Source organism: Puniceicoccaceae bacterium (genome assembly GCA_040224245.1).
Taxonomy (GTDB): domain Bacteria; phylum Verrucomicrobiota; class Verrucomicrobiia; order Opitutales; family JAFGAQ01; genus JAKSBQ01.
In genome coordinates, this window is the sequence record JBEGIR010000038.1 from 1 (window position 1) to 16,966 (window position 16,966).

Genomic DNA, 16,966 nt, shown 5'->3' on the forward strand with positions numbered 1-16,966 from the left:
GATGGCCGGAAAGGTTCGCACGGGAACCGAAGTGCTCGACAAGGCGGGAAAACTGCTGCCTGAGGACTTGGAGTTGACCGTGATCCAACCCCCACGTTTTGTCAGTCGGGGAGGTGAAAAACTGGAGGGTGTACTCCAGCGCCTTTCACTCGATCTGCACTTGCCGCGTGCGCTGGATATCGGAGCGTCAACCGGTGGATTCACCGATTGCCTGCTGCAGAACGGCGTGCAACACGTTATCTGTCTGGATGTCGGTCGGCATCAGCTGCATGCAAAGCTGCGCGCCAATCCCGCAGTGACCAATATCGAAAAATACAATGCGCGCCACCTGCAGGCAGCCGATCTCCCCTTTCCCGACTACCCGTTGATCGTCACCGATGTCTCGTTCATCTCCCTGCGCCTCATCCTGCCGCCCGCATGGCAGGTATTGCAACCGGGCGGAGTCTTCATCGCGTTGGTGAAGCCTCAATTTGAAGCCGAAAAATCCATCATGGACCAGTGCAGGGGTGTCATTCGTGACCCGCAACTGAGTCGATCCGTCGCCGAATCGATTCGAAACTTCGCACTGGAGCAACTTCCCGATGTTGAATTGCTCGCATTCGAACCGTCGGTCATACAGGGCACCGATGGCAACCAGGAATTTCTGCTGGCTCTGAAGAAACAGGCACGTGCAAAAGCTGTTGGCGACGGTGCATGCTTCGATCCCCCCATCAACCGCAATACCCACTGACCGCAATGCAACCCATCCAATCCATGGCCGTGGTGCTCAATCCGCTCAAACCCGGCGCCGAACTGCTCGCCGAACGCATCGTGCAGACAGCCCATGCACGTGGAGTTCAAACGACCCTGCTCACCGAATACCCCCTGCCACTGCACTCTCTCGATGCAATGGATGTGTGCTGCGTCATCGGAGGTGATGGCACCATATTGGGTGCCGTGCCCGAAGCGGCTCGTACCAACACCGCCATCCTGGGTGTCAACCTGGGCAAACTCGGATTTCTCGCGACCTACACCCCCGAAGAGATTCAGAACCAGATCCTGTCGATCCTCGACGGCGATTATTGCCTCGACCATCGCTCGTTGATCGAATCCAGCTTTGGACCTGACAACTACCGTCACGTTGCGCTCAACGATGTCGTGATCAAAAGCACCACCATCAATCTCATGCGACTGAAGGTGTTCGAAAACGACCATGCCATTGCCGAATACTCCTGTGACGGTCTGATCTTTGCAACACCCACCGGATCAACTGCCTACAACCTGTCCGCAGGAGGCCCCATCCTGCACCCTCAGAATCGCTCCGTAGCCATGACCCCGATCTGCGCCCACACCCTGAGCAATCGCAGTTTCATCTTCCCGGACGAAGCTACGTTGACCGTCGAGAGCTGCCCGTCCGTGCATCCACTCAACGTTCACATCAGCGTCGATGGGCGCAGCCTCAATCCTCCGGAAGGAGGAAGTCCGCTGCCCCTGCACATCCGCATGGCCAGTCGCTCCATTCGCCTGATCCACGCCGCTGACTACTCCCACTACCAGATGCTGCGCACCAAACTCAAGTGGATGTAGTCTGCCCCCATCGATTTTGCATTTGCCAATCATCCCGCTGATTCATTCACTTTCCCCATCCCCCGCCCATTGCTTCCCTTCACAGTGCAACCGGGTTTACAGGGCAACCTTCATCGCAAAATCTCATGTCCGAGTACTACATCAAACAACCCGACACGGATCATGCCCGAGGCCCGCTCAGTCTCGAACAGCTCATTTCGCTTGCAGAGACCGGCAATGTGACCGAAGACACCCTGCTCTATGACGATGTTTCCGAAACATGGAAGCCCGTCACTGCCTATCCAGACTTGCTGCCATCCCTTTTTCCCGAGCGCAAACGCCTGAGTCTCAACCGCATCGAAGCTGTTCCGACTGAAGACCATGTCGCAAACGAAATCGCCGAGGGCAAAGTCGCTCCCAAAGTGAGCACCGAGACCATCCTCGCCGCTGCGTCGGGAGATACCCGGGAAACCCGCCACATCGGACGCCGGAAAAAGTCGCGGGAACAGGCAGCAGAGCTGGCAGTTCCAGGGATCGGTGCCCTGCTCGCACTCAGTGCGGTTGCGCTGATTTTTCCAGCCCGTGCACTGGTCTCCGATGCCATCGAATCCGAGTCCGCACTCTATGCGGTGCTGCTCAACCCAATGGTGCTCATCGGTTTGATTCACGCCGCCTTCGCTATCGGAGTTTTTCTGGGCGTTACCTCCCTCTTTCCCTGGGTTCGATTCACATCAGCTCTCTGCGTCGGCCTGTTTTCCTATCTCTTCTGGGCCTGGCAAAACCCGTTTTTTGCAATGTGTTCGGTTTTCATGGGAGCGGGCCTCTTCGTTGCTACCATTTCCACACGAGCGGGATGGATGCTCTTTAGCCTGATTCTTGGCATGATCGGTTCCGCAACTCTTGCATACTTTTCGATCACGGGGGTTATCCTCTATCCCTGATCATGCAGACCCCCTTGTCGGGGAACGAAACGCATAACCCGGAGCCGAGCCACTGCTCAACTCCGGGCACCATGGATGGGATTGACGCTGATAGAACAACCCGTTCCCATTCGGAAACGGGTTGAAATCTGAATTAGAACTGCCAGTTTGCTGAAATCCAGAACCGAAGCGGTTCCATCGGATTGGCAAAGCGATTCGAGTAGCTGATAGCCCCCGTGTTGCTATTGCTCACATAGGGCTGGTAGTCCACAAAGTCCTTGTTGAGCAGATTGTAGATCACCGCACTCAGAGTCAGCTGTTCGTGGATCCTCCAGTTACCACCAAGATTGAAGACCGTATAGGCCCGATAATCCCCCAGGGTTTCTTTGAGCAGATTTGTCGAACTGCTTGAGGGGCTACGGTAGCGCTCACTGCGATACTCCGAACTGATCCAGACATTCAATGCTTCGTTTGCCGTAAAATTCACGCGCGCGTTCAGCATGTGCTCCGGGGTATTGTACAAGGGCTGTCCTTTGGAATCCCCACTTTTCTGCTCACTGTCGGTAAAGGTGTAGTTTCCACTCACTTCCCATCGGTCCGAGAGCTTCCAGCGCGCATTCATTTCCACTCCCTGAGTCACGGCTTCATCCACATTGATCAGCTGAGAAAAGGTGTCCACCAGAGGCCAGTAACCGTAGTCCACACTGCCCGGACGGTTGGGTTCGTCCGCCCAGGTTGCGTTGAGCAAGCCCGGACCATTGGCAATTTTATCATCAAAGGAGTTGTGAAACCCGGTGATCACGACACGAAGCCCGGTTTGATTGTCAAAAATCGCGCTGATTTCCGTCGTCACACTGGTCTCCGGCTGCAGGGTTGGAGTGCCGATGGTCGGTCGGGTACCCTGTCCGGTGAAGCCCGTGATGCCCTCACTGATCTGATCCAGACGTGGAGCCTTGAAGCCCTTACTGATTCCCCCTTTGAGAGTCCATGATGGCGTTGCCTGCCAGACGAGATAGGCACGCGGATTAAAATGACTGCCAAAGCGATTGTGATCGTCGTGCCGCGCACCCACAGTCAGGGTGAGTCCCTCCTGCAGCTCCCAGGCGTTCTCCGCAAAAAGTGCCCACTGGGTATGGGTATAGGGTGCCGGTGCAACACCATCAATCATCTCTGCATCCCACCACTGTCCACCGACAACGAGCGTGTGATCTCCCAGATTCGCAACCAGGTGACTGTCCAGAACCCGATTATCATTCTCCAGGTCACGTGGGGATCCCGGCTCTTTTCCGGGAGTTCCATTCGGGATCGTGCGCCCATGGGTTTCCGTCACATTTTGCATGAGGCTGGTGTCCACGCGTCCCCAGTCCAGAATCCACTGGTGCGAGAGCGTCCATTGATCGCGGTGAAAACGCATCACTTCTGCATATCCACGCTCTCCAAGGGTTCCCAACTGAGCCTCTGAATTGTCATAACGCTGGCGGTGCAGGTCCACGTCAAACCACAGCTCATGGTCAGCACTGGCAAGCCAGGTAAGGCGTCCACCCACATTGTAGTTTTTTCCGGCAACCGGACTCGGACCCCGTTTGCTGACTTCCAGCGGGTTGCCATCGGCATCCAGGTATTCGAGGTCCGATTCAAATCGCTCATACCAGCCACCGCGCACCACCAGCCCCAATCGGTCCGCCACCAGCGGGCCGCTGACGTAGAGATTGCTCTGGTAGCTGCCACCATAGTCGGAATCACTCTGCAGGGTACCGCCCGCAGTGAGACTGCCTCCCCAGGTGTTGCGCACTTTGCGTGTGATCAGATTGATGACACCTCCCATCGCATCCGATCCGTAGAGCGTGGACATGGGTCCACGGATCACTTCAATGCGCTCGATTGCAGATGGCGGTGGAAGAAAACTGGTTGACGTTTCACCAAATCCATTGGGTGTCACATTACCTGCCGTATTCTGACGACGACCATCAATGAGCACGAGGGTATAGTCACTCGGCATGCCGCGCATGCTGATGTTCATGCCGCCGGTTTTTCCGACTGACGCACCCACATCAATCCCCTCCATCTCGGAAAGAACCTCGGCGAGGCTGCTGGCGCGACGCTGAACCAGGTCTGTATTAAAAACCACGGAAATACTGGCTGGTGCCTTCGCAAGCGTCTGCTCAAATCCCGATGCTGTCACGACGTAGGTGTCGAGATCCACCAGTGGTGCAGATTCTTCCGTTTGCGCGGCTAACAGCCAGGCGGAACCGAGCAAGCTGAGCAGTGCGATGGCGCGGGTTCGAAAAGGGAGACACGATAGCATGTGTAATGTCATGGACTGCACTGTAGCAAATCCAGACCCTTGCTATCGACCCCACGCGGGAGTGAATGCACTCCAGGAAGGATTTTGTTTAATACGTTACCCTCTAAACAGGTCACGCCAATTCAGCGGCGGGCAAGCGACATCTTCAGCTGTGGCGCTTGGCGAGTGTTTCGCGGGCAAGCATGCGCATGTCTTCCACGTCGTCTGCCTCGTCCATGATCTCAAGTCCGATCAGGGATTCCACCACGTCTTCCAGCGTGATCACGCCCATGAAAATGCCAAACTCGTCGATCACGACAGCAAGGTGTTCCCGTTCCTTGAGAAAGATGCTCATGGCGCCCTTCAAGGGCAGGCTTTCCAGAATCATCGGAACCGGTCGCACCAGTTCCACCAAGGGACGTTCCCAGCGGTCTTCAGCCGCTTCGGACAGAATGTCGCTCTGCAATACGTAGCCAAGAATGTGTTCCGACTTTTCAAGCACCGGATAGCGCGAGAATTTTTGTCCGGCAATGGCTTCACGGGCCTGCCTGACCGTCATGTCAGAACTCAGGGACTGCACGACCGTGCGTGGAGTCAGAACTTCATGGGCACGCAGAGACTGAAAGCGCATCACGCTCTGAAGGGTGCGGGCATCAGCCTCGTCAATGATGCCTTGCTGGTGCCCAATGTCGGCCATGGCAATCATCTCATCCCGGCTGATCGAGGGTTCGACATTCTGGGGTGTGATCAACTTGGACAGATACTGCGACAGAACCACGAATGGCCAGAGCAACAGGGTCATCCCGTGAATCAGATACGCACTTGGAACTGCCAGTACCCGCCAAAAATTGGCACCTATGGTTTTCGGAATGATCTCCGAAAAAATCAGAATCACAAGCGTCAGTACAGCTGAAATCACTGTAGTGGGAAGGTTGTGAAACACAAAATGTGCCTGTGCTCCCACACCTGCCGCACCCACCGTGTGTGCGGCAGTATTCAGCGTCAGGATCGCGGCAAGCGGCTTGTCGAGATCGGTCTTCTGGCCGTGCATCAGTCGACCTGATACTGTTCCAGCGTCTTGCTGGGCCTTCACAAATGAAGGAGTCAAGGAAAGCAGGACCGATTCAAGAATGGAACAAAGAAAGGAAACTCCGACTGCAAGAAGCAGATAGGTGATCAATAAGGTCATTTTGCTGCAATCAATCCTGCAGAACTTGCCTTTTGTCAAATGCAAATGCGGGCAGCCGCCGCTCATACTGCAAGGGATCATCGCGCGTTTCCGTAGCAACCCTGCCCCGCGCCATGAGGAACTTCAGATTTCCTTCGGGATATTGTTCAAGCACTCCCTGCCCTCACCTCCGGAGCCGCCACCAGCGAGGGTCCATCCACCCAGTATCCCTGAACGAGAATACGGTTTTCATATTCGACACGCCCCATCGCGTTGCGCTGTATCTGTCCAACCAGCAACTCCACAGCCGTGCGTCCCACATCTTCGCAACGGTTGACCACACCGGCAACACTCACATTTCCGCGTTCCACAAACAAATCCGCATAACTGAGGTTCTGACCCGGGATAAGACCCAGTTCTGCAAAGGCTTCCCGGACGTAGGGTTCGTAGCTCAAAATCACGTCCGGGCGATTGGCAGCCATCCACTCTCGCAGCATGTCGGCACTGACACGGATGTTGGTATCCGCAACTCCGTAGACCGTCGATGCCCCATAGCGAAGCATTGGCACTCGTGTTTCAGGGGCAACCGTTTGCTGGGCCGCCAGGCAGCCGATCGACCAGGCGTTTTTTACATAACTGTCCCACAGATCAGGCATCACGAGTCCTATGCGCTGATAACCCCGGTCCAGCAGACTTTGAAATGCCAGCTGCATCAGGGTCAATTGATCATTGGTAACGCTGTGAAGGCTCACGGCACTGGGAAAGTAGTCGATCTTGATACCGGTGAAATGGTCCCACTCAAGCTCCAGTTCCAGGTCGTGCTGGGGTAGCCAAGAGGCGAGCAACAGCCCCCGAATCCCTCGCGACTGCAGGATGTGATTGAGGCGTGTCTGCGTCAATTCGGGGTCGCCGATCCAGAAGTGATCCATACTGTATCCAAGCCGATACGCGGCCTGCGTTGCGCCTTCAAAAAAAAGGTGGTGCGCGGAGTGCTCCTTCCACCCAAAGCGCGAATTCCAGTTGGTCAGGTAAGCCAAGGTCCCCCCTGAGGACGCCGTACGTGTGTCGTGTCGATAGGCATTCAGTGCACTCAGAGCCGGATCAGGCCGATATCCCATGCGTTCCGCTATCTGCTGAATGCGCTCGATGGTGTGTCGCGGCAGATTGGGATGATTGCGCAGCGCCATGGAGACCGTTGTTTTATGAACTCCCGCTTCAGCCGCAATATCCGCTAGTGTAATTCGTTTGTTCATCGCTTATTCTACAGGTAGACAATCGCCACACTTCTTGCTCAGGCCCCAAGCGTGGTAAAAAGAAAATGAAGACCCCACTTCACCCCTACGACTTGAAACACCCCTGAAACCCCCATTGACCCAAATCGATGCGACAAGCTGCCAGGTGATCGCCTGTATGCTGATGCGTGAGTCCATCGACCCTCAACCGAACGATCCCCATTGATCCACCCCCCATGTCGGCTTTGCGCTGTCATCATTCCAGCACACTAATTAAACGTTTAATTTGTTCAACCCTAAAATATAACCCTAAAATAGCATGCAAATACTCAGTGCGATAAGAAAGCATTGGTATCTCACGGTCATACCCGTGGTGATACTACAGACGGTCTCCGCTCAAGAGACCCAGGAGTCCGATGAGGACATCTATGAACTCAGCCCGTTTGTGGTCGATACGACCGATAACGTCGGCTACCTCGCTACCAGCACTCTTGCCGGTACCCGTCTCAACACCGAACTCAAGGATGTGGGTTCCGCGATTTCGGTGGTGACTCAGGAATTCCTGCAGGATACAGGTGCGACCAATAACGAAACCCTGCTCGTCTACACATTGGGAACGGAAGTCGCCGGTATTGACGGTAACTTCACCAATGTCCCGAGTTCAGGGTCCTTCTCCTATCAGGGCGCGGATACCTTCCTCACCCCGCACACCAATACCCGTGTGAGAGGCTTGACCGCTGCGGACAATACCCGTGACTTCTTTGTGACGGATATCCCGTGGGACAGCTTCAATGTGGACCGTGTGGATCTGCAGCGTGGCCCGAATTCCATCCTGTTTGGTCTCGGTTCACCCGCCGGTATCATCAACACGGCTGTCAGAACCGCAGACTTCACCGAAACCAACGGAGAAGTCTCCGCTCGTTTTGGCCGCTACGGTTCCTATCGCGGCACACTCGACTACAACCGCGTGGTGCTCGACAACGAACTCGCCGTTCGCGTATCGGCGCTGATGTCCGAAACCAAATATCAGCAAAAACCCGCTTTTGCTGAGGATGAGCGTCTCTACTTCGCCGCAAAATACGAGCCGAAGTTCCTGAGAACCGATTCGGCGCGCACCACGATTCGCATCAATGCCGAAGTCGGTGACATCACGAGCAATCGCCCACGCACGGTGACGCCTGGCGACAATATCACGCCTTGGTTCACCCACATGAACAAGCTGACCATCGATCCATATGACAACATGGATCGCGATTCCAAGCGTCCAAACACGGCCTGGGAGCACAATACCTTCGCCGACGGAACCGCAAACCCCGACTTCGATCCCTGGATCGGAAACTGGGGTCAGCTCTTCGGAGGTGTGCTTGCAATCTGGGATGATGCAAGTTCCTCAACCATGGCACGCTACTTCGCAGAGCCGGAGCGCACCAACGCACACACCCCTCACAAGGATGAAAACGGAAACGATCTCAACGTTGCCGGAGTGTCTCCATCTCAGTTCCGCGCGATCCGTGCCTACCATGAAGCCGCGCAGCGCCGGGGTCTTCCAAATGCCGATGATGGTGTTTACAAGAATCAGCACCTGCTCGATTCCAGCATCTTCGACTTCTACAACAACCTGATCGATGGCGACAACAAACGCGAGTTCCAGGAGTGGGATACTTTCAATCTCACGATCTCTCAGGGTTTCTTCAACGAAAAGGTCGGTTTGGAATTCGTATACGATGACCAGAACTATACGAACGAGATCCTGCGCCTGCTCGCCAACGAGCGCCAGAATATCTACATCGACATTCACCACAACCTGCCCGACGGAAGTCCAAACCCGAATGTGGGACGCCCGTTTGTGACGGATGCAGGCCGCTACGGTAACGGCTACGCCGAAAGCCAGCGCGAGTCCTTCCGCTTCACCGGTTATGTCGATCTCGATATCGGTGACCTCATCAAGAAGGAAAACCTGCTCACCCGCATCCTCGGACGCCATGTGATCAGTGGGGTGTATTCCGAGCAGGAGCGTCGTCAGTATCGTGAGGAATTCCAGCGCTATGCGACCGATGCCGACTTCGGAAATCTCATCGGATTCGACAGCTATGAGGAAAATGACCGCCAGATCAACACGGTTCACTACCTCGGCGAATCCCTCATCAACCGCAACTCTGCCGTCGGAGCCAACATCCCGCGCATCACGGCAACCCAAAAACCCCAGGACGGTCAGGTCTACATCTTTGACACGCACTGGAATGCAACCGGAGTCGACTTCAACGCTCCGTGGACCAATCCGCGCACAGGTCTGTCCACCATTGGTAGTCGTGACCTCGTTCAGGGAGACAATCCTGCCAACTATGTCGGCTGGACCAACGTGCCCTTCCGCGTGCTCGATGCAACGGATCCCGATGATCGACCCTACACGCTGACCAATGCAACCCGCATCCGGGATATCGTGGAGTCCAAGGTCTTGGTCTGGCAGGGTTACTTCTGGGACGGAGCATTGGTGGGAACAGTGGGCTATCGTGAAGATACCGCACGCAACTGGTCCATCAATGCACCCAAAAATGCGGACCGCACGGTCAACATGGATGACTTCAAGATCCGGGGAGAGGAACATGCCAAACAAACGGGTGATACCACCAGCTACAGCATCGTGGCCCACCTCGATCAGCTGCTGCCCGAAGGTTGGCTGCCGTTCAATCTCAGCGTCTTCTACAACGATGCTGAGAACTTCCAGCCTGCTGCTGGTCGCGTGGACATCCTCAATCGTCCCCTGCCCGCTCCATCCGGAACCACCGAGGACTATGGTTTCATGATCTCCACCAAGGACAACCGCTACGCAGCGCGCGTCAACTGGTATGAAACCAAGGTTGCGTTCGACAGCAACAGTGCCATCGCGAACATCCACTGGGCGATCGGGATTCCCGAAAACTGGGCTCACTCCTACGCCGTTCGTTACCGCGATGGCTTGTTGGAATGGTCTCCGAAGGACGGCATGAGTCCCGAAGAAACCGCAGCCCTCCAGGCCGCATCGCTCGAAGCGTGGTTTGCCAACCCGCCGACCGACATCATCGCCGCTTGGGGTGGAGATCTCAGCGACGAGTCCCTGCGCGTCAATCACCAGACAACCAACCCACCCTCCGGCATGACCGCTACGGGTGACACCGTTTCCAAGGGTCTGGAAATCGAATTGATCGCCAATCCGCTGGAAAACCTGCGCCTCTCGCTCAATGTCGCCAAGACGGAAGCCATGCAGGCAAACGTCGGCGGTTCCTTCGTCGACTACGTCGAAGAACGCCTCGACTACTACCGCACAACACCTGCTGGTGAAATGCGCATCTGGTGGGGCGGTGGTGACTCCATCCTGCAGGACTGGACAAACCGCTTCCTCGGTCAGTATGAGATCATGAAGATCCTCGAAGGCACCGCAACTCCCGAGCTGCGCAAGTGGCGCGCGAACTTCGTTGCCAACTACAGCTTCATCGACGGTGTGCTCAAGGGTGCAAATGTCGGTGGTGGTATCCGCTGGCAGGACAAGGTGGCCATCGGCTACCCCATCATCCCGCGTCCCGAAGGTGGCGTCGATTACGATGTGGGTAACCCCTACACTGGAGGCGAGCGCACTGAGTTCGACTTCTGGGCGGGTTATGAGCGTCCGATCAATGACAAGATCCACTGGCGCATCCAGCTGAATATCCGCAATGCCTTCGGCAAGAACGAGTTGATCCCGATTTCAACTCAGCCCGATGGCAGCACAGCTGCTGCTCGTATTGCTCCCAACATGGGTTGGGAAATCACCAATACGTTCAGATTCTAAGCACCCAAATCACTTTGGTTTCCGCGCGGAATCATTAGGGTCAAGAGCCTCCATCGAAAGATGGGGGCTCTCTTTTTTTCGCTCAGTCGGTGTTCTCCTCCATCGCACGAAATACCGTCAATGCAGCTGGAAGCACTTCAAACTCACAGGGAGATTTCACCTCCACCAACTCTCCATCCACCACCATCGCTTGCGCAGGTTCCGTGCGGATGCAGATCTTGCGTCCCCGAAAATGATGCAGTGAACCGTTAGCATTTTCCTGAGACTTTCCTTGCCACAATTCCAGCAGCGTCTCCAGATCGAGCGCAAATGAGGTGTCACCCGTCAGCACCGTCACATCCAGTTGACCATCGCAGAAATCCGGCACCCCACCTCCGAGCGCAAAGACCGAAGCCATCGGAGCCGCATTGGCAACAACGACACTTCCCGACTCGAATTCATGGCGCTCGTCATCCACCGTCAATTCCACGTGAAAGAGCTGCTGTTTCTCCACCTGAAGCCAGGCGCTGATGATGTAGGCAAGCGGTCCCCAACTTCGCTTGAACTCCCGGTCCGCGCGCTCCACCATACCTGCCTCTACCCCAAAACCAGCCAGCAGAAACATCGATTGTTCCCCGATCCGTGCAACATCGATCCGCTGCCGCACTCCAGCGATGATGTGTTTGCAACCGATTCCGAGCGGATCCAACCGCAGCCCACTGCCATACAGGCTCACCGCCAGCGCGTTTGCAGTGCCTCGCGCAATGATGCCCATCGGAACTCCAGTCCCCACCAGGGAAGTAGCCACCGCAGCAACAGTACCATCCCCTCCAGATGCAATGACACCATCACATCCCGCTTGCAGCGCGGCTTGAATCTGGGAACCCACATCGGTGTCCGGCTCCGTCAAGACCACCTCCAGTTCCATGTAGGGTTCCAGCCACCCCTTGATGGTTCCCAGGTCCCTGTCATCACTGCCACTTCCCGCCACCGGATTGTGGATCAAGAGCAAACGCCGTTGACGGCGGCGGGGACGCTGGGTTTCAAAACGGCGAAGACTCGCCATCTGGCGGGAGTTCGGCTTGGCACTCGCGCGAATGCCCTTCACCTCAGTCAAGAGTTCCTCATAACTGCTTTCCGGCGACAGGGTCTTCAAAAATGCCAGCAATACCATCACCGAGCGTCCCTGCCCCAGTGCACAGTGCACCAACACCGACTTTCCGGCATTGCGCTGTTCATGCATCCAACTCACCGCCCGTTGCAACTGTCCCAATCGCATGCGATCATGGTCAAATACCGGGATGTTCAGGTATTGCATGTGCGCGAGCAGATGAATTTCCGACAACGCGTCAAACTCAGCTGTCACATCCAGTACCGCACCGATTTCAAGCTCCCGAATGTGTGCAAAATCAGAGGGCAGCAGGCGTCGGCCCAGCCAGACGCCCTCGCGAATCTCCTGAAACGCCGGACTGGAATCCAGAGACCGCGCAATCACATTGTAAATCCCCACGCCGAACAGGAGCGGCATCAGCACGATTTTGATCGCAATCGGTAACCTGCCTCGCGGGGACTTAAACAGCAATTCCCCTCGACCGGAGACGTAACCCAGCGCAAACCACGCCGCACCGACTGCAATCCACCACACCAAAACGCGCAATAACACACTGGTGCTGCTCCACCCCATCCAGACCAGCAGTACTGCCAGCAGCCCATACAAAATTCCCCGGTTCATTCCCCTCATGGTTCACCGATCCGTTGAAATGTCAAAAATCCCATTGCACTGTGCACAATCCCGCAGCCGTCATTTGCAAATCCACATCACCACCGTTAGGTTATCGGAGGAGGAATGTCTTATGCAACCATCCGACTCTCTCTTTCGCTGTTTCAGTTTTGTAGGCTGCCAACTGCGCGACTCCCTCGCTCCGACTTTAAGGTCTGTGCTTCCGTTTGTAACCATTTCACGCCAGACAGGATCTGGAGCGCACCATATCGGTGCCGAGCTCGCTTACCTTCTCAATCAAGAACAGGCCATTCCCACCATGGGACGCACCTGGCAGCTCTACGACCGAGATCTGGTTCGCCAGGTGGTCGAACACCACCACCTGAACACTCAGGTCGCCCGCTACATGCCCGAGGATACCGTTAACGAATTCAACAGCACGCTCGAAGAATTGCTCGGTCTGCATCCCTCCAGCAATGAACTGGTCAGGGACACCGCCCTGACCATCCGCGAACTCGCACAAAGGGGTTATTGCATCCTGATCGGTCGCGGCAGCCACTGTCTGACACGCTCATTCCCCCACGGCGTACACATCCGTTTGATCGGATCGCTCGAGAACCGCAGCAGGCGCGTTTCCATGGAGCACCACATCTCCCGCGATGAAGCCCTTCGCCTCATCAAACAGCAGGACCGCGCACGCGCGCGCTATCTCGACTATTATTACGGTCATTCCATTGACGACGCGAGTTCCTACGATCTCGTAATCAACACCGATTTGATCGATACCCGCAGTGCCGTTTCTCTCATTTCCACCCTGATCTGCCAGCGCATCGCCTCCATTCGCTGAGCGTTCGTACGCAAGATTTTTTCGAAGAATTTTATTTGACTTCATTTATCCTACTGAAATAGTAGGATTATGAAGATCAGTAAAAGAGCAGAATATGGCCTGCGTGCGATGATCAATCTCGGCATCGCACAGGAGGTCGGTATCGCCCGCGTGAGTGCCGGTGACCTCGCTCATGCTGACAACCTTCCCCTCAAGTTTCTGGAGCAAATTCTCATCCAGCTCCGCGAAAACGGTTACGTCGACACCCAGCGTGGCAAGGGAGGCGGTTACTTCATCGCCAAACCGATTCAATCCATCAAAATGGGCGAACTGGTGCGATTGCTGGATGGTCCACTCGCTCCCATCTCCTGTGCCAGCCAAACCGCCTATGAACGCTGCTCCTGCCCCGACGAAACCCACTGTGGTCTGCGCATGATCATGATCGATGTGCGCAACGCCATCGCCGCCATCCTCGACCGCTATTCCCTGGGCAATCTTGTCGAAATCACGTTGCGGAAAATGCGTCGTGAGGGTTCCGACCACATTTTTCTTCGATCCTGTCAATCAACGACCGACCCCATCCATGCAAACCCGGCCGACCCACTCAGTGGATTTCTGGCCGAACTTTCAAGAAACTCATGACCACCGCCGAAAACACGCAAATGACGGGTGCGACTCCTTCCCAGGATCGCCCCGAATGGATGCAACATGTGGCCCGCTACGTCAAACAAATGAACTACGGACAGATCACACTCACCATCCATCAGGGCAATGTCGTGGAAATTCAGCGCACCGAACGCACGCGCATCCCATCCCGAAAGGGAGGCGACTGATCGTCCCCATTTCACTCATCCGACTGGCACTTTGCCAGAGGATTACATTCAAAACTTCCCCGGGAAAAATCACCGGAATTCCCTGCTGACCGGACCACCGGAAGCTGGTTCAAAATCAGAATCAGCTCCATGCAAACCACTCATTCACCACGATTCCCCACCCTGGGACTCGCCATACTCACTGTGCTTGCCGCAGGCAATGCCATTGCACAACCACCCGCGCAAGTCGACGAACTCGCCGCACTTCGATCCCAGATTGCCGCGCTTCAACAGCGTCTGGAAAAACTGGAATCTGCTCCCGGAGGACAGAGCGCAAACGAAACAACCACGCTCCAGGTCAACCGTCAGGGACTGGTCGCGAAGCACAAGGACAACTTCACCTTTCGCATCCGACCACGCATCCAGATCGATGGGCGTTGGTTCGCCGATGATGAAGACGGAAACTCCGAGTTCACGGTGCGGCGTCTGCGTCCGATCTTCCAGGGCACTGCCGGACCCGTGGCATGGCGATTCATGCCCGAACTGGCAGGCACCGTGCGTATGCTCGACGCCTGGGGTGATCTCAGTTTGGGCTCCCATCACTACCTGCGTGCCGGCAAGTTCAAACAACCGGTCGGCTTGGAGCGGCTGCAGTCCTTTTCCAAAACGCTCTTTCTCGAGCGCGGCCTTCCGAGCCTGCTGACACCCACTCGCGACATCGGTGTCGCCCTCTATGGTTCAGATCCAGCGGAGCGGTTCAACTGGACCGTCGGTCTCTTCAACGGGGTGCTCGACGACACAGACCTCAGTTCAAATGCCAACCTGAGTGGTGGGGATTTTGACGTGGGCGCACGGCTGGAGTTCACCCCGTGGAAATCCGCAACGGACTCGGCACTCGCCGGGCTGAGCTTCGGTCTGGCTGCGAGTATGGGGAGGGAAAATACTTCCATACTCGATTCCGAAAGTGACCGACGCATCCGATACCGCACATCCGGGCGTGGCACCTTCTTCCGCTACAATGATGGCGTTCGGGTCGACGGGGACCGCATCCGCATCAATCCCTTCCTCAGCTACTACCATGGACCATTCGGCCTGCTCGCCGAATACGTTCAGTCCAGCTACGAGCTGACTCGCTCCGACAACGCGCAAACCATCGATACAGATGCCTGGACCCTACAGATGGGCTGGGTGCTCACCGGAGAAAAGGCATCCTTCAGCGGCGTGCGCCCCAGTCGGCCCTTCAAGTGGGGAAGCGGACAGATTGGCGCATGGGAACTGGGACTGCGTGCTCACGCACTTCAGGTGGACGATGCGGCATTTGCCGGGGATGCCTCAACTCGACTTGCCCGAAGCAATGCCGTGCAGGAGGCCTTTGCCTGGGGAATCGCGCTCAATTGGTACCTGACCGACAATCTGCTCATCGCCACCAACTTCGAAATCACCGACTTCTCCGGTCTCGGACTCAACCGCCCGACAGAGGAAGTGGTGATCACTCGATTCCAGGTGGACTTCTGATCCCCGTAGGGCCTCCGCTCGTGGTTTCGACCTGCTCACCACCCTGAGCAAGCCGAAGGGTCGGAGGCTGCTTCAACGGCCTGCGACAAGCACAGGCCCTACGCTTTTGAACCGAAAAAACCATAAACTTCTGAAAAAATTCCATGAAAACACTGAAACACATTCTGATTCCGGCCTTCGCATTCGCCCTGGCCATCACCGCACTGAGTGCACAGCAACGCACCCTGCTCAACGTCTCCTACGATCCCACCCGGGAACTTTACGCCGACTACAACCCCTGGTTTGTCACACAATGGAAAGCGCAAACCGGCGAAACCCTTACGATCCGCCAGTCCCATGGCGGCGCAGGCAAGCAGGCACGCTCCGTCATCGATGGACTCGCTGCCGATGTGGTCACGCTGGCACTCGCCTATGACATCGATGCCATCGCGGAGCGCACCGGGAAAATTCCACCAGACTGGCAAACCCGTCTTCCCAATGGTAGTTCCCCCTACACGTCCACCATCGTCTTCCTCGTGCGCAAGGGGAACCCGAAGGGCATCCAAGACTGGGGCGACCTGGTCAAAAAGGGTGTCGAGGTCATCACTCCCAACCCCAAAACCTCGGGTGGTGCACGCTGGAATTACCTGGCTGCATGGGCCTGGGCACTCGAAACCTACGATGAGGATGAAGCGAGGGTAAGGGATTTCATCACCCAGCTCTTCCGCAATGTGCCGGTACTCGACAGCGGAGCGCGGGGTTCGACCACAACCTTTGTGCAGCGCGGGATTGGCGACGTCTTTCTCTCCTGGGAAAATGAAGCCTACCTTGCGATCAACGAGCTGGGACCCGACAAATTCGAGATTGTATATCCCTCGATCAGCATCCTTGCCCAGCCTCCGGTCACTGTGGTGGATGGCAATGCGGAAAGGGCGGGCAATCTCGCTGCAGCCCAGGCCTATTTGCAGGGTCTCTACAGTCCGATGGGCCAACGCCTGGCGGCCAGGCACTACTACCGTCCCCTACACCCGGAACATGCGGATCCCGAAGATCTCAAGCGTTTCCCCGAACTGAAGCTGGTCACGATCGATGAGTCCTTCGGAGGTTGGCAGCAGGCCCAGCAAATCCACTTCAACGACGGTGGCATCTTTGACCGCATCTATTTGCCGTAAAGCGTGCAT

Annotated in this window: 13 protein-coding genes; 9 read left to right on the top strand and 4 right to left on the bottom strand. The window is 56.1% G+C overall.

What is annotated here, in order from left to right; genetic code table 11:
* From ABQ298_06355 to ABQ298_06365, 3 genes are all read left to right on the top strand, one after another.
* A partial coding sequence (locus ABQ298_06355) for a TlyA family RNA methyltransferase (protein MEQ9823988.1) occupies nt 1–730 on the top strand: 730 nt, incomplete at its 5' end.
* A gap of 5 nt (nt 731–735) precedes the next feature.
* Entirely contained in the window at nt 736–1,566 is an 831-nt protein-coding gene (locus ABQ298_06360; GenBank protein ID MEQ9823989.1) for an NAD(+)/NADH kinase, read from the top strand.
* Between the two features lie 125 nt (nt 1,567–1,691).
* Nucleotides 1,692–2,486 (top strand): GYF domain-containing protein, encoded by a 795-nt coding sequence (locus ABQ298_06365; protein MEQ9823990.1) that lies wholly within the window; start codon nt 1,692–1,694, stop codon nt 2,484–2,486.
* Between the two features lie 133 nt (nt 2,487–2,619).
* Here ABQ298_06365 and ABQ298_06370 read toward each other — a convergent pair whose 3' ends face one another.
* From ABQ298_06370 to ABQ298_06380, 3 genes are all read right to left on the bottom strand, one after another.
* Nucleotides 2,620–4,770 carry a TonB-dependent receptor gene (locus tag ABQ298_06370; protein MEQ9823991.1) on the bottom strand — a complete coding sequence of 717 codons (2,151 nt, stop codon included), beginning with the start codon at nt 4,768–4,770 and terminating at the stop codon, nt 2,620–2,622.
* 145 nt (nt 4,771–4,915) lie between these two features.
* Nucleotides 4,916–5,938 carry a CNNM domain-containing protein gene (locus ABQ298_06375; protein MEQ9823992.1) on the bottom strand — a complete coding sequence of 341 codons (1,023 nt, stop codon included), beginning with the start codon at nt 5,936–5,938 and terminating at the stop codon, nt 4,916–4,918.
* Nucleotides 5,939–6,084: 146 nt separating this feature from the next.
* Complete coding sequence (locus ABQ298_06380; GenBank protein ID MEQ9823993.1) at nt 6,085–7,170, bottom strand: LacI family DNA-binding transcriptional regulator; 1,086 nt, start codon at nt 7,168–7,170, stop codon at nt 6,085–6,087.
* A gap of 298 nt (nt 7,171–7,468) precedes the next feature.
* Here ABQ298_06380 and ABQ298_06385 point away from each other — a divergent pair, with 298 nt between their 5' ends.
* A complete protein-coding gene (locus ABQ298_06385) occupies nt 7,469–10,954 on the top strand; it encodes a TonB-dependent receptor plug domain-containing protein (GenBank protein ID MEQ9823994.1) in 3,486 nt (1,161 codons plus the stop codon).
* A gap of 82 nt (nt 10,955–11,036) precedes the next feature.
* Here the strand turns inward: ABQ298_06385 and ABQ298_06390 are convergent, their stop codons facing one another.
* A complete protein-coding gene (locus tag ABQ298_06390) occupies nt 11,037–12,665 on the bottom strand; it encodes a diacylglycerol kinase family protein (protein ID MEQ9823995.1) in 1,629 nt (542 codons plus the stop codon).
* A gap of 121 nt (nt 12,666–12,786) precedes the next feature.
* Between ABQ298_06390 and ABQ298_06395 the strand changes: the two genes are divergently transcribed.
* From ABQ298_06395 to ABQ298_06415, 5 genes are all read left to right on the top strand, one after another.
* A complete protein-coding gene (locus ABQ298_06395) occupies nt 12,787–13,500 on the top strand; it encodes a cytidylate kinase-like family protein (protein MEQ9823996.1) in 714 nt (237 codons plus the stop codon).
* Between the two features lie 69 nt (nt 13,501–13,569).
* Nucleotides 13,570–14,121 (top strand): Rrf2 family transcriptional regulator, encoded by a 552-nt coding sequence (locus ABQ298_06400; protein MEQ9823997.1) that lies wholly within the window; start codon nt 13,570–13,572, stop codon nt 14,119–14,121.
* Nucleotides 14,118–14,312, top strand: coding sequence for a YezD family protein (locus ABQ298_06405; protein ID MEQ9823998.1), 195 nt, complete (start codon nt 14,118–14,120; stop codon nt 14,310–14,312). Before ABQ298_06400 ends, ABQ298_06405 begins: the two co-directional genes overlap by 4 nt.
* A 129-nt stretch (nt 14,313–14,441) precedes the next feature.
* Complete coding sequence (locus ABQ298_06410; GenBank protein ID MEQ9823999.1) at nt 14,442–15,806, top strand: porin; 1,365 nt, start codon at nt 14,442–14,444, stop codon at nt 15,804–15,806.
* Nucleotides 15,807–15,949: 143 nt separating this feature from the next.
* Nucleotides 15,950–16,957 carry a sulfate ABC transporter substrate-binding protein gene (locus tag ABQ298_06415; protein MEQ9824000.1) on the top strand — a complete coding sequence of 336 codons (1,008 nt, stop codon included), beginning with the start codon at nt 15,950–15,952 and terminating at the stop codon, nt 16,955–16,957.
* Nucleotides 16,958–16,966 lie beyond the last annotated feature (9 nt).

Bases quoted from the DNA above. Each gene is read 5' to 3' on its own strand.
- ABQ298_06360 (MEQ9823989.1), top strand. From the start codon at position 736: ATGCAACCCATCCAATCCATGGCCGTGGTGCTCAATCCGCTCAAACCC.
- ABQ298_06365 (MEQ9823990.1), top strand. From the start codon at position 1,692: ATGTCCGAGTACTACATCAAACAACCCGACACGGATCATGCCCGAGGC.
- ABQ298_06370 (MEQ9823991.1), bottom strand. From the start codon at position 4,770: ATGCTATCGTGTCTCCCTTTTCGAACCCGCGCCATCGCACTGCTCAGC.
- ABQ298_06375 (MEQ9823992.1), bottom strand. From the start codon at position 5,938: ATGACCTTATTGATCACCTATCTGCTTCTTGCAGTCGGAGTTTCCTTT.
- ABQ298_06380 (MEQ9823993.1), bottom strand. From the start codon at position 7,170: ATGAACAAACGAATTACACTAGCGGATATTGCGGCTGAAGCGGGAGTT.
- ABQ298_06385 (MEQ9823994.1), top strand. From the start codon at position 7,469: ATGCAAATACTCAGTGCGATAAGAAAGCATTGGTATCTCACGGTCATA.
- ABQ298_06390 (MEQ9823995.1), bottom strand. From the start codon at position 12,665: ATGAACCGGGGAATTTTGTATGGGCTGCTGGCAGTACTGCTGGTCTGG.
- ABQ298_06395 (MEQ9823996.1), top strand. From the start codon at position 12,787: ATGCAACCATCCGACTCTCTCTTTCGCTGTTTCAGTTTTGTAGGCTGC.
- ABQ298_06400 (MEQ9823997.1), top strand. From the start codon at position 13,570: ATGAAGATCAGTAAAAGAGCAGAATATGGCCTGCGTGCGATGATCAAT.
- ABQ298_06405 (MEQ9823998.1), top strand. From the start codon at position 14,118: ATGACCACCGCCGAAAACACGCAAATGACGGGTGCGACTCCTTCCCAG.
- ABQ298_06410 (MEQ9823999.1), top strand. From the start codon at position 14,442: ATGCAAACCACTCATTCACCACGATTCCCCACCCTGGGACTCGCCATA.
- ABQ298_06415 (MEQ9824000.1), top strand. From the start codon at position 15,950: ATGAAAACACTGAAACACATTCTGATTCCGGCCTTCGCATTCGCCCTG.